The organism is Nonomuraea sp. NPDC049784 (assembly GCF_040659615.1).
Classification (GTDB): domain Bacteria; phylum Actinomycetota; class Actinomycetes; order Streptosporangiales; family Streptosporangiaceae; genus Nonomuraea.
In genome coordinates this window covers 21,565-33,653 of record NZ_JBFAMX010000059.1, presented here as the reverse complement: position 1 = coordinate 33,653, position 12,089 = coordinate 21,565, and the positions used below count along the sequence as shown (strand labels likewise).

At 69.4% G+C, this 12,089-nt stretch carries 14 protein-coding genes; 6 read left to right on the top strand and 8 right to left on the bottom strand.

The window, feature by feature from the left end:
- Positions 1-926 (bottom strand): glutamate-1-semialdehyde 2,1-aminomutase (locus tag AB0J09_RS15875; RefSeq protein ID WP_360690458.1); only part of this gene is annotated, 926 nt, incomplete at its 3' end.
- A 106-nt stretch (positions 927-1,032) separates the two neighbouring features.
- Between AB0J09_RS15875 and AB0J09_RS15870 the strand changes: the two genes are divergently transcribed.
- Positions 1,033-1,266 carry a type II toxin-antitoxin system VapB family antitoxin gene (locus tag AB0J09_RS15870; protein ID WP_360690456.1) on the top strand — a complete coding sequence of 78 codons (234 nt, stop codon included), beginning with the start codon at positions 1,033-1,035 and terminating at the stop codon, positions 1,264-1,266.
- A complete protein-coding gene (locus AB0J09_RS15865) occupies positions 1,266-1,673 on the top strand; it encodes a PIN domain-containing protein (protein WP_360690454.1) in 408 nt (135 codons plus the stop codon). The genes AB0J09_RS15870 and AB0J09_RS15865 overlap by 1 nt, the downstream gene beginning before the upstream one ends.
- Positions 1,674-1,675: 2 nt before the next feature.
- Here AB0J09_RS15865 and AB0J09_RS15860 read toward each other — a convergent pair whose 3' ends face one another.
- From AB0J09_RS15860 to AB0J09_RS15835, 6 genes are all read right to left on the bottom strand, one after another.
- A complete protein-coding gene (locus AB0J09_RS15860) occupies positions 1,676-2,305 on the bottom strand; it encodes a bifunctional DNA primase/polymerase (RefSeq protein WP_360690452.1) in 630 nt (209 codons plus the stop codon).
- Positions 2,306-2,439: 134 nt separating this feature from the next.
- On the bottom strand, positions 2,440-3,423 hold the full coding sequence (gene hemB / locus AB0J09_RS15855; protein ID WP_360690450.1) for a porphobilinogen synthase: 984 nt from the start codon (positions 3,421-3,423) through the stop codon (positions 2,440-2,442).
- Positions 3,420-4,925 carry a bifunctional uroporphyrinogen-III C-methyltransferase/uroporphyrinogen-III synthase gene (locus tag AB0J09_RS15850; protein WP_360690449.1) on the bottom strand — a complete coding sequence of 502 codons (1,506 nt, stop codon included), beginning with the start codon at positions 4,923-4,925 and terminating at the stop codon, positions 3,420-3,422. The genes hemB and AB0J09_RS15850 overlap by 4 nt, the downstream gene beginning before the upstream one ends.
- Positions 4,926-4,960: 35 nt before the next feature.
- Positions 4,961-5,833: a hydroxymethylbilane synthase gene (gene hemC / locus AB0J09_RS15845; protein WP_360690462.1), complete on the bottom strand. Its 873-nt coding sequence runs from the start codon at positions 5,831-5,833 to the stop codon at positions 4,961-4,963.
- Between the two features lie 38 nt (positions 5,834-5,871).
- The gene (locus AB0J09_RS15840; RefSeq protein WP_360690447.1) at positions 5,872-7,128 is read right to left on the bottom strand and encodes a glutamyl-tRNA reductase; all 1,257 of its coding nucleotides are present in this window, start codon (positions 7,126-7,128) and stop codon (positions 5,872-5,874) included.
- Positions 7,125-7,802 (bottom strand): redox-sensing transcriptional repressor Rex, encoded by a 678-nt coding sequence (locus tag AB0J09_RS15835; protein ID WP_360690445.1) that lies wholly within the window; start codon positions 7,800-7,802, stop codon positions 7,125-7,127. The genes AB0J09_RS15840 and AB0J09_RS15835 overlap by 4 nt, the downstream gene beginning before the upstream one ends.
- 136 nt (positions 7,803-7,938) lie before the next feature.
- On the opposite strand from AB0J09_RS15835, the gene AB0J09_RS15830 reads away from it, so the two are divergent.
- A complete protein-coding gene (locus AB0J09_RS15830; protein WP_360690443.1) occupies positions 7,939-8,175 on the top strand; it encodes a glutaredoxin family protein in 237 nt (78 codons plus the stop codon).
- On the opposite strand, the gene AB0J09_RS15825 is transcribed toward AB0J09_RS15830, so the two are convergent.
- Positions 8,165-9,643, bottom strand: coding sequence for an antibiotic biosynthesis monooxygenase (locus AB0J09_RS15825; protein ID WP_360690441.1), 1,479 nt, complete (start codon positions 9,641-9,643; stop codon positions 8,165-8,167). The genes AB0J09_RS15830 and AB0J09_RS15825 overlap by 11 nt on opposite strands.
- A gap of 253 nt (positions 9,644-9,896) precedes the next feature.
- Here AB0J09_RS15825 and AB0J09_RS15820 point away from each other — a divergent pair, with 253 nt between their 5' ends.
- Genes AB0J09_RS15820 through AB0J09_RS15810 form a run of 3 tightly spaced genes read left to right on the top strand, consistent with a single transcriptional unit; the run spans position 9,897 to position 12,044 of the window.
- Complete coding sequence (locus tag AB0J09_RS15820) at positions 9,897-10,460, top strand: sigma-70 family RNA polymerase sigma factor (RefSeq protein WP_360690439.1); 564 nt, start codon at positions 9,897-9,899, stop codon at positions 10,458-10,460.
- Between the two features lie 59 nt (positions 10,461-10,519).
- Positions 10,520-11,155 carry a DUF5667 domain-containing protein gene (locus AB0J09_RS15815; protein ID WP_360690437.1) on the top strand — a complete coding sequence of 212 codons (636 nt, stop codon included), beginning with the start codon at positions 10,520-10,522 and terminating at the stop codon, positions 11,153-11,155.
- Between the two features lie 19 nt (positions 11,156-11,174).
- Positions 11,175-12,044 (top strand): HAD-IB family hydrolase, encoded by an 870-nt coding sequence (locus AB0J09_RS15810; RefSeq protein ID WP_360690435.1) that lies wholly within the window; start codon positions 11,175-11,177, stop codon positions 12,042-12,044.
- The last annotated feature ends 45 nt before the right edge of the window (positions 12,045-12,089 follow it).

Below are 12,089 nucleotides of genomic sequence, written 5' to 3'. Positions count from 1 at the left end.
CCGGCCGCGCAGGCCAGCGGGTTACCGGACAGCGTCCCCGCCTGGTAGACCGGCCCCTCGGGCGCGAGCTGGGCCATGACATCGGCCCGTCCCCCGAAGGCCGCGGCGGGCAGGCCACCGCCCATGACCTTCCCGAACGTCATCAGGTCGGCGTCCACCGGGTCCAGGCCGTACCAGCCCGCGGACGAGACGCGGAAGCCCGTCAGCACCTCGTCGACGATGAGCAGCGCGCCGTTGGCCGTGCACAGCTCGCGCAGCCGCGCGTTGAAGCCTTCCTTCGGCGGGACGATCCCCATGTTCGCGGGGCAGGCCTCGGTGATCACACACGCGACCTCCACCTCCGCGAAGGCCGCCTCGACGGCCTCGATGGAGTTGTACGGCAGCACGATCGTGTCCACCGCCGACGCTCCCGTCACGCCCGGCGTGTCGGGCAGCCCGAACGTCGCCACCCCGGACCCGGCCGAGGCCAGCAGCGCGTCGACGTGCCCGTGGTAGCACCCCGCGAACTTGATCACCTTGGAGCGCCCGGTGAACCCCCTGGCCAGGCGCACAGCGCTCATCGTCGCCTCGGTGCCCGAGCTGACCAGCCGTACCTTCTCCACCGGCGCCACCCTGGCGACGATCTCCTCGGCCAGCTCCACTTCACCGGGCGTGGCGGTGCCGTACGAGAACCCGTTGGCGACCGCCCCGGACACGGCCTCGACGACCGCGGGGTGTCGATGCCCGAGGATCATGGGGCCCCAGGAGCACACCAGATCGACGTACCGGTTGCCGTCCACATCGGTGATGTAGGGCCCCTGGCCGGAGACCATGAAGCGCGGCGTCCCACCGACCGCGCCGAACGCGCGCACCGGGGAGTTGACGCCTCCGGGCACGATCTGGCGGGCGCGGGCGAACAGGTCCTCGGAGTTCTGTGTACGGCTCACCCGACCCAGGTTAGCCGGATCAGCCGCCGGTCCTCGGAGCGGGCGCATCGGGAGCTATAGTGATGATGTATGTAATCTTTAGTGGTTACCAACATCAGGAGGAAACGTGTCAGTCACTCAGATCGACATTGACGACGACGCCCTCAAAGAGGCCATGCGCATGATGGGAACGACGACCAAGAAGGAGACCGTCAACCTCGCCCTTCGGGAGTACGTCGCACGGGTCAAGCGGATCGAGGCGCTGGAGAAGCTGGCGGCCCGTGCCCAGCGCGGCGAGTTCGACGAGGTGTCCGCCGCGCGCCAGGCAGCCAAAGCAGCTTGGAAACAGGCCATCTCCTGATGACCTACCTCATCGACGCCTCCGCGCTGTGGTATCTCCTGCGGAACACCGAAGTGCTCGAGACGTGGGGTGAGCGGATCACCGCGCAACCGCTGCGGATCTACGAGCCGACAAGGACGGAATTCCTCTATTCGGCCACAGGCCCTGCTCACAGGGACGAACTGGAAGACGAACTCAACACCCTTTGCGAACTCGTGCCCGTCCCCAAATCCGCCTGGCGATGGGTGGAGAACGCACAGTACAAGCTGACGCAGCGGGGACAGCACCGTTCTGCCGGAGTGGTCGATCTACTGCTGTGCGCCACGGCCGTCCACCACGGACTCACGGTGCTGCACGTTGACGACGACTTCGCCACAGTGGCGAAGGTCATGACAGAGGTGGACCAGCGCGACATCCGCCGGTTCTGACCTCAGTCGGCCAGCCACTCCAGGATGCGCAGCGGGTCGGGCAGCGGCCGGCCGTTCGGCGGGCGGAGCCAGGAGACGGGTTGGCCGGTGGGCAGGGTGGACGGCGGCGCGAGGACGTAGCTGTCGCGGCAGTGCCACCGCAACCCGGGCGTGTCGTCAATCGTCGCCGGATCGCAGTCGAGGTGGCACGACCACCACTCGTCCTCGTCCTCGGGATTGCCGCGCGTGGCCACGTAAAACAAGACCCGGTCGCCGTTGGCGGCGACCGGGCCGGGGTCCGCTCCCGCGTTGTCGATCCGGGTGAGGGCCGACAGGCCGAGGGCGAGCGGTACGTCGAAGATGTCGAATACGCGACCAGTGGGCAGAATCACATTGGCCTCGGGCTCTGCCCGCCACCAGCGCGTCAGCTGGGCGGTGTCCGTCGTGGCCTGCATGTGCCAGGCAGGCGAGAGCGGATGCGCGCCAGGGTCGGGACAGCCGAGGCGGTCACAGGAACAGGCACGCGACCCGTGTCGCAGCGGGTAGGCGCCCGGCACGACGGGCCAGCCCATGGCGGCGTATTCGAGCACGGCGCCGATGCGTGTCGGCCGCGCCCGCTTTCTGGTACGCCGAGCCAGTGGTACCCCCACCATGGTGTCTCCCGTCGAGTCCAGCGCCTGAGGAGGTCCCGGCTCCGGGGGCAGCAGCACTCACCACGCGGGACACACCAGCACTTGTTATCGCACTCTAACGCACACGCCTCACGAGTCGACGGGAAACCCCAAGGTTAGAGACGTCGTGCCACTTCCGTTGCCCAGTACGTGAGGATCAGATCGGCCCCGGCGCGCTTGATCGCCACCAGCGATTCCATGATCATCCGATCCCGCTCGACCCAGCCGTTGGCCGCGGCTGCCTCGATCATGGCGTACTCGCCGCTCACCTGGTACGCCGCCACCGGCACGTCCACCTCGTCGCGGACGCGGGTGATGACGTCGAGGTAGGCCAGCGCGGGCTTGACCATGACGGCGTCGGCGCCCTCGGCGAGGTCGAGCCGGACCTCGCGCAACGCCTCGTCCAGCGGCCCCGCGGGGTCCTGCTGGTGGGTGCTGCGGTCGCCGAACTGCGGCGCGCACTCGGCGGCGTCTCGGAAGGGCCCGAAAAAGGCGGAGGCATATTTGGCCGAATAGGCCAAAATCGGGATATTTCCGTAACCGGCCCCGTCCAGAGCCGACCGGATCGCCCCGACCTGGCCGTCCATCATCCCGCTCGGCGCCACCATCTGCGACCCGGCGGCGGCCTGGGCCACCGCGATCGAGGCGTACCGCTCCAGCGTGGCGTCGTTGTCCACGTCGCCGGACGGGGTGAGGATCCCGCAGTGCCCGTTGTCGGTGAACTCGTCGAGGCACGTGTCGGCCATGACCACGATCGCGTCGCCGACCTCGGCGTTCACGTCACGGAGCGCCACCTGCAGGATCCCGTCGGGATCGTCGGCGGCCGAGCCCCTGGCGTCCTTCACCGCGGGGATGCCGAACAGTATGAGCCCGCCCACGCCCGCTTCCGCCGCCTCGCGAGCGGCCTTGCGCAGCGAGTCGCGAGTGTGCTGGAAGACGCCCGGCATCGAGGCCACGGGCTGCGGCTCGGCGAGGCCTTCCTTGATGAACAGGGGAAGGATCAGATCGGCGGCGTGCAGCCTGGTGCCCGCCACCATCCGCCGCAGGGCGGGGCTGCGCCGCAGCCGCCGAGGCCGGGCGATGGGGTATTCAGCGCTCATTTGCCTCTCCTTCTGGCGCCCCGGCGGTTCTGTGAGGGCTTGCGCGGGGTGTCGCCCGCCGCCATGGCCGCTTGGCGCTGCTTGGTTCCGTACTCGGCCACCGCGGCCGCCAGCGCGGACGCGGACGGCTTGTCGGCCATGACGTCCACGCGGAGCCCGAACTCCTCGGCCGTCTTGGCGGTCTGCGGACCGATGACCGCGATCACGGTCACGTTGTGCGGCTTGCCCGCGATGCCCACGAGGTTGCGCACGGTGGACGACGACGTGAAGAGCACGGCGTCGAAGCCGCCACCCTTGATCGCCTCGCGGATGGGCGCGGGCGGCGGCGCGGCCCGCACGGTGCGGTACGCGGTGACGTCGTCGCACTCCCAGCCCAGCTCGGTGAGCCCGGCCACCAGGGTGTCCGTGGAGATGTCGGCCCGTGGCAGCAGCACGCGGTTGATCGGGTCGAGCATCGAGTCGTACGGCGGCCACTCGGCCACCAGCCCCTCGGAGGACTGCTCCCCCGACGGCAGCAGGTCGGGCTTGACCCCGAACTCGACCAGGGCCCGCGCGGTCGCGTCGCCCACGGCCGCCACCTTGAGCCCGGCGAAGGCCCGCGCGTCGAGCCCGTATTCCTCGAACTTCTCGCGCACGGCCTTGACGGCATTGGCGCTGGTGAAGGCCACCCACTCGTAGCGGCCCGTGACGAGCCCCTTGATGGCGCGGTCCATTTGCTGCGGCGTGCGGGGCGGCTCGACCGAGATGGTCGGCACCTCCTCGGGCACCGCGCCGTACGCGACGAGCTGCTCGGACAGGCTGCGGGACTGCTCCTTCGTGCGGGGCACCAGCACCCGCCACCCGAACAGCGGCTTGGTCTCGAACCACGACAGCTTGTCACGCAGCCCCACGGCCTCGCCGACCACGATGAGCGCCGGCTCGGTGAACCCGGCGTGCTTGAGGTCGGCCTGGAGCCGGCCGAGCGAGGACACCACGGTGTACTGCTCGGTGGTGGTGCCGCCGCTGCTGACCGCGACGGGCGTGGTGTCGGGCTTGCCGCCCGCGATGAGGGCCTTGCCGATGACCACGGCGTCGGAGATGCCGTTGTAGATCACCAGCGTGCCGCGGCAGGCGGCGTGGACGGACCAGTCCTGCTCCTGCGCGGCGTCCACGACGCGGAACTCGGGCACGGAGGTCGCCGGGGGGATGCCCGCGTACGTGAGCACGGCGGTCGCGGGCGGCACGCCGGGCACGATCTCGAAGTCCACCTCCGCCGCGGTGCAGGCCGCGACCTCCTCGGTGATCGAGGAGAACAGCATGGGGTCGCCCTCGCACAGGCGCACCACGAGCTGCCCGCGCTTGGCGCGTTTGACCAGGTCGTTCTCGATGACCTCGACGTCTTCGCGGCAGTGGCGCAGCAGCGGGCGGTACGTTTCGTCGCCGAGCACCACGGCGTCGGCCTTGGAGAGCAACTCGGCGGCACGGAGCGTGAGCAGGTTGGGATCGCCGGGTCCCGCGCCCACGAACGCGACGAAACCGGAGGTTGGACTATCGGAGCTCAATGGGAATGCTCCCCCATCAATCTGTCGGCTCCTTCGGCGATCATCTCGGCTGCCAGGCGGCGGCCCAGGTTTACAGCCTCCGAAGGAGAGCCGGCGGCGGACTTGCGGACCGCCTCGCGGCCGTCGATGGAGACGACCACGGCGGTCAGGTTCAGAGTGTGCCCGTCATCGACCGCGAAAGCACCCACCGGAGCAGAGCAGCCAGCCTCGAGAGCCGACAGCACCGCTCGCTCGGCGGTCACCGCGGAGCGCGTGCGCGGGTCGTCGAGCACACTCAAGAACTCGATGAGATCGGTCCTGTCGGACCTGCACTCCACGGCCAGCGCACCCTGACCGGGAGCGGGCAGCAACTCCTCCACCTCGAAGATCTGCGCGATGTCGGCGTCACGGCCGATCCTGGTCAGGCCGGCCGAGGCCAGCACGACCGCGTCGAGCTCACCTGAGGTTACCTTGCCGATACGGGTGTCGGCGTTGCCGCGGATCGGAACGTACTCCAGGTCGGGGCGGAGCGCGCTGAGCATGGCGATCCTGCGCGGCGAGCCGGTGCCGACCCTGGCGCCCGGCGCCAGGTCGGCGAACTTGCGCGGGCCGACCAGCGCGTCGCGGTGGTCGTGACGAGCGGGGATGGCGGCCAGCGTGAACTGGGGGTCCTGCGTGGTCGGCAGATCCTTCAGCGAGTGAACGGCGAAGTCGATCTCGTCCTCGATGAGCTTGTCGCGCAGCGCGTTGACGAAGACGCCCGTGCCGCCGAGCTGTGCGAGGTGGGCCTTGGTGACGTCACCGAACGTCGTGACGCCGACCAGTTCGACCGCGCGTCCGGTGAGCCGGGTGTAGGCGTCGGCCACCATCTGCGACTGCGTGGTCGCCATCAGACTGCGGCGGGTCCCCAGCCGCAGAGCCCCCGACGTCACAGCTCCACCTCACTCACGGCCTCGGGCATCTTGGGATCGAGATTGAACAGCTCACGCAGCGCTTCCGCATAATGATCGCCTCCGGGGCAGGTGGCGAGCTGCTTGACACGCACAGTGGGCTCGTGAAGCAGTTTGTCAACGACCCGCTGCACGGTCATGGCGACCTCGTCCCGCGCCCGCTCGTCGAGGTTCGGCACGCGCATGAGGAGGCGCCCGAGTTCCGACTCGACCACGCTCGCCGCCTTGGTGCGCAGCGCCACCACGGTCGGGGTGACCTTGGCGGCCCGCTCGGCGTTGAGGTACGCGCGCAGCTCCTCGGCGACGAGCCCGCGTACGGAGGCCACGGAGTCGCCCTCGCGGGAGCCGATGCCGGACTCCTTGATCGTCTCCAGGTCCACCAGCGTGACGCCGGGCACGGCGCGCACGGCCGGGTCGATGTCGTGGGGAAGCGCCAGGTCCAGGAGGAACGCGGGCCCGTTCAGCATGTCGGGGGTGATGATGTGGCGACCGGCGCCGGTGCAGGTGATGACGATGTCGGCGTCGGGGAGTTCGTCGGCCACCGCGGAGAAGGTCACGGCCCTGCCGCCGACCGACTCGGCGAGCCGGGCGCCGCGCTCGAACGTACGGTTGGCCACCACGATGTCAGTGACCCCGGCGCGCGCCAGCGTGGCGGCGGCCAGCGAGCTCATGGAGCCCGCCCCCACCACCAGCGCCCGCCGGCCGGGCAGGTCGCCCGCCAGGGCCAGGCCGGCGGAGACGAGGGAGGCGCCGGCCTTGTCGATGCCGGTCTCGTGGTGCGCCCGCTTGCCGACCCGCAGCGCCTGCTGGACCAGCTCGTTGAGGGTGGCGCCGACAGTGCCGTGGCGCTGCGCCAGCTTGAGCGCCTGGCGGACCTGGCCGAGGATCTGGCCCTCGCCCACGACCATGGAGTCGAGCCCGCACACCACGGAGAACAGGTGCTCGACCGCCCGCTCCTCGTAGTGCACGTAGAGGTGCGGCGTCAGCTCCTCGACCGGGACGCCCGAGTGGACGCCCAGCAGGCCGGTGACGGCGGTCACGGCGGCGTGGAAGCGGTCGACCGTGACGTAGACCTCGACCCTGTTGCAGGTCGAGACCACCATGGCCTCCGCGACGCAGGGATCCTGCTGCACGTCGTGCAGCAGCTTGGCGAGCGCGTCACCCGTCACCGACACGCGCTCCAGCAGTGCCACCGGAGCGGTCCGGTGGCTGAGTCCGATAGCCAGAACACTCATTGACTGTCCATCGCCATGAGTGGCCCCCCAGCCTTGCGTTGCTCGTGGAACGCGAGAATCTGCAGTTCGATTGATAGGTCGACCTTACGGACATCGACGCCTTCCGGCACAGAAAGCACAACCGGGGCGAAGTTTAGGATGCTGGTCACGCCCACGGAAATCACGCGATCGCACACTTCCTGCGCCGCTGCCGCCGGTGTCGCCAGAACCACGATCGAGACTCCACGCCGCTTGATGACGGCTTCCAGTTCGTCGATGTGTTCAACATTCAACCCCGCGATGGTGTCGCCCACTACTTCGGGGTCGGCGTCCACAAGGGCCGCGACCCGGAAGCCTCGGGAGACGAAACCGCCGTAGTTGGCCAGCGCGCGGCCGAGGTTACCGACCCCGACGATCGCGACCGCCCAGTCTTGCGTCAGGCCGAGCTCACGGGAGATCTGGTAGACGAGGTACTCGACGTCATAGCCTACGCCTCGCGTGCCGTATGAGCCCAGATGTGACAGATCCTTGCGCAATTTGGCGGAATTGACCCCGGCCGCCACGGCCAGGTCCTCGGAACTGACGGTCGCGACGCCCCGCTCGGCCATCCCGTGCAGCGCCCTGAGGTACAACGGAAGCCTGGCGACCGTCGCCTCGGGGATGCCGCGGTCACGGGATTGGGACGGGCTCTTCACGTGCCGGAGCTCCAGGGGACGGGCGGCTTGGGGACCGCGTGAACGGAATCGAACCGTCTTTCAGGTTAATCCCTTTGTGAACCGATGCACAAAGTCGTAGGGGGAGTAGGGGCAATACCAGGGGTACCGTGGGCGTATGCATCGCATCACCTTGCTCGGCAAGCCCGGCTGTCACCTGTGTGAGGACGCGCGCGCGGTCATCGCCAGGGTGGCGGGCGAGCTCGGTGTGCCCTGGGAGGAGGTCAGCATCGAGTCCTCCGAGGAGCTCCAGGAGAAGTACTGGGAGATGATCCCGGTCACACTGATCGACGGGGTGCAGCACGACTTCTGGCGGGTGGACGAGGCTCGGCTGAGGGCGGCCCTCAGTACATAGCCGTCGGCAGCGGCACCACCTTCGCGGCGTTGACGTTGAGCTCGATGACGTTGGTGGCCAGCACCATCGACTGCCGCTCGTTGACGAACCTCTCGACGTGCGGCTGGCGCTGGTGGTCGCGGTAGGCGACCTCGTCGCGGTAGAGCTCGTAGACGATGCGCTGCAGGGGGGCCGACTTGACCGCGTGGCAGGCGTACACGAGGGTGTCGGGCTCGCCGCGGCGCACGGCCTCGACGGTCGCCTCGGCCAGCCGGTCGAACGCCTCTCCGGCGCCGTCCATGAGCGTGAAGACGGTGAGCAGGCCGTAGATGCTCGGCGAGGGCTTGCTGGAGGCCGGCTGCTGCTGCGCCGCGGGCGAGAGCATCTCGGCGCCCGGGTAGACCGCCCCCGTCCCCGGCATGGCGTAGTCGGGGCGCTGGACCGGCGCCTGTCCCATGGGCGGCGCGCCGTTCATGATGTAGCCGGTCGCGGGCCCTGAGTCGGGCTGCGGCGCCATGCGCGCGGCGTAGTCGACCTCCTGGTCGCCCGCGCGGTATTCGGCCACCAGGTCGCCCAGCCCCGACGGCCGGCGCGGCGGCGAGGGAGGCAGGCCGGGGGCGCCGGGCACGGGCTCGGGCATGCCCCTGTGGCCCGGCTGAGGCTGCATGGGCCCCTGGTCGGGGCGCACAGGCCCTTGGTCGCGATGCATGGGACGCTCCTCGTGGTGCTGCGCACGCTCGTCGCGGCGCTGAGAGCGATCGTCCCGGCGTGGGGACCTCTCGTCGTGGTCGGGACCGAAGTCGTCCTCGTCGTCGTCCTCGTACGGCGCCAGAGGCCGCAGCACGGTGTACCAGACGGCCGCCCCGGCGACGACGAGCAGCGCGGTGGTGAACAGCGCGGCCACCGTGAACCTCATCGCGCCCACGAGCGCCAGCCCCGAGGGGACGATGACCAGGGCCGCGTGCATGTTGTCGGTGTCGTACTCGTCGCCCTGGCGCCACTTGAACCCGGCGACCGCGAGCATGGCCAGCATGACCACCACGGCGATGGCGTGCACGCCGATCAGCAGGTAGTTCGGGAAGATCCCCCAGAAGTTCGAGCCCGCCGGCAGTACCTTGCCCGTCACCTCGGCCTTGAGCGGGTCGAAGATCATGATCGTGCCGGCGACGATGGTCAGCGCGATGCCGAACAGCCATGCGAGGAACCTCGGCGGCACCTTCTCCGCCAGCAGCTGGATCAGGCCGACCGCCAGCCAGAGCGGCACCAGCATCGACCCCGTCACCTGGTAGAGACGGAACGTCACGGCGCCGAACCCGAAGATGTAGCCGATGCCGATCACACCGAGTGAAAGGCACAGCGCCACGACTGCAACGGTCCAGGCGATCAACCACCCCTCGGACTCGTCGCGAAGCCGTTGGATCAGGGCGCCGGCGGCGACCGCGGCCATGAGCGCACCGGCGAAAGCTATGACAGCAACGAGGATCTCCATGGTGACTCCAATGCTGCCGGACTATGCCTCCCAGCCGGTAGCCGAAGAGGGAAGGGGTCGGATGACACCGTATCCGGCGATTACGCCTAGTCATGCCAGCAAGCTGTGGATTGTGGAATTTCCGGTTGATTTCTAGAGTGTTCGAGCACGCCGCACCCCTTACCCCTAGGGATACCGGATGCCTGACTCGTCACCGTTCGCCGGGCTGCTTGCGCCAGCGGTCGCTGTGCCTGCCCGGACGGGCGAGCCCGCCGTGCGCGAAGAAGTGCCCGACGACGTCCGCCTGCTGGTGCTGGATGCCAAGAGTGGATCCACGGATTCCTTTGGCACGCTCTATGACCGGTATGTGGACCTCGTCTACCGCTACATCTACTTCCGGGTGGGGTCACACCAATTAGCCGAGGACCTCACCAGCGAGACCTTCCTGCGCGCGCTGCGCAGGATCGGCGACTTCACGTGGCAGGGGCGCGACTTCGGCGCTTGGCTCGTGACCATCGCGAGGAACTTAGTCACCGACCACTTCAAGTCGGGGCGCTACCGGCTGGAGATCCCGACGGGCGAGATCATCGACGTGCCGCTCGACGGTTCGCACATTCCCGAGAACGCCGTGGTGAACGCCATCATCAATGACCGGGTGCTGCGTGCCGTACGAGATCTCAATCCCGAACAGCAGGAATGCGTGGTCCTGCGCTTCCTTCACGGCCTCTCGCTCGCGGAAACCGCGCTGATCATGGGGAAGAAGAGTGGAGCGATCAAAGCGCTGCAGTTCCGCGCCATTCGGGCGCTCGCCAGGGCACTCAAGCACGACCTGGCGTAACCTCCCCCATCCGCGCGTCGTTAGTCAGATGTCACTACCGGAGCCGTCAGGGGGCTGTCATGGGTAGGGCGCGCAGTCGGCGGGAGCGCGTGCTCGAGCACCTCACGGAGCTGCGCGACCTGCCTCTCGGCGGCGCCCCGGAGCCCGCCTTCCGCGAGCGCCTGCGGGCGCAGCTGGTTTCCGGCGTGCTCCTCGCCGAGGAGCCGGAGGCCGGGAAGCACACGCATCGCCGCCCGGCGCGCCGCCGGCCGCTGCTGTCGCAGCTGGCCACGTTAGGGCTGGCGGCGGCCATGATGGTCTCCGCCTTCGCCACGTACCAGTCGGTGCCGGGAGACTCCCTCTACCCGCTCAAGCGCGCGGCGGAGAGCACGCTCGTACGTCTCAGCAGCGACGACGCCGAACGCGGGGCGCGCGAGCTCGACTCGGCCCAGGCCCGGGCCAGGGAGGTCGCCAGCCTGCTCGGCTCGTCCGATGGCGGCCCGCTGGTCGACAAGACGCTGAAGGACATGGAGGAGTCCACGCGCGCGGGCATCAGCCGCCTCGAGCGGGCGGAGCCGCGCTCGAGGAAGATCGAGAGCTTCGCGCGGGACCAGAAGAAGGTGGTCGGGCCTATGCTCAAGCAGCTCGACGACTCCCAGCTGGCCCAAGCAGAGGGATACCTTGACTACATCAACGGTCTGGCCGCGCCTGAGTAGGAAAGTAAGCTGAGGCCCTATGTGGCGGCTATTTCGACGACACCAGGTGGAGCCAGAGGCCGCCGGCGAGGCCGCGGCGCAGGCGGCGGCCACCGTCGCCCCTGTCGAGCCGGACCTCCAGGCGGCGGCCTTCTTCGACGTCGACAACACGATGATGCGCGGGGCCTCGATCTACCACTTCGCCAGGGGGCTGGCCACGCGTGGCATGTTCACGACCTCCGACCTGCTGAAGTTCGCCGTCGGGCAGGCGGTGTTCAGGCTGCGCGGCAACGAGAACCCCGAGCACATCGCGGTGGCCAGGGAGACGGCGCTGGCGTTCGTCGCGGGGGCCAAGGTCGATGACGTCGTGCGCCTCGGCGAGGAGATCTACGACGAGGTCATGGCCGACCGCATCTGGGGCGGCACCAGAGCGCTCGCCCAGAGCCACCTGGACGCGGGCCAGCGCGTCTGGCTCGTGACCGCCACGCCCGTGGAGCTGGCCCGCGTCATCGCGCAACGGCTCGGCCTGACGGGCGCGCTCGGGACGGTCGCGGAGACCAACGACGGGGTCTACACGGGGCGGCTGGTGGGCGACCTGCTGCACGGGCCGGCCAAGGCGGAGGCGGTGCGCGCGCTGGCCCGCCGCGAGGGGCTCGACCTGACCCGCTGCACGGCCTACAGCGACTCGGCCAACGACCTGCCCATGCTCTCGCTGGTGGGATCGGCGGTGGCCATCAACCCGGACAGCGAGCTGCGGGAGCACGCCAGGAAGCACGAGTGGCCGATCAAGGACTTCCGCACCGGCCGCAAGGCCACCCTGACCGCCCTGCCCATCGCCGCCGCCGCCGGCGCCGTAGCGGGCGGCGTCGCGGCGGGCATCGCCCTCCGCCGCCACTACCGGCGCATCTAGCTGCTCTCCTTTCCATCTTGTACGGCTGCGCACGGCCGGCCCACC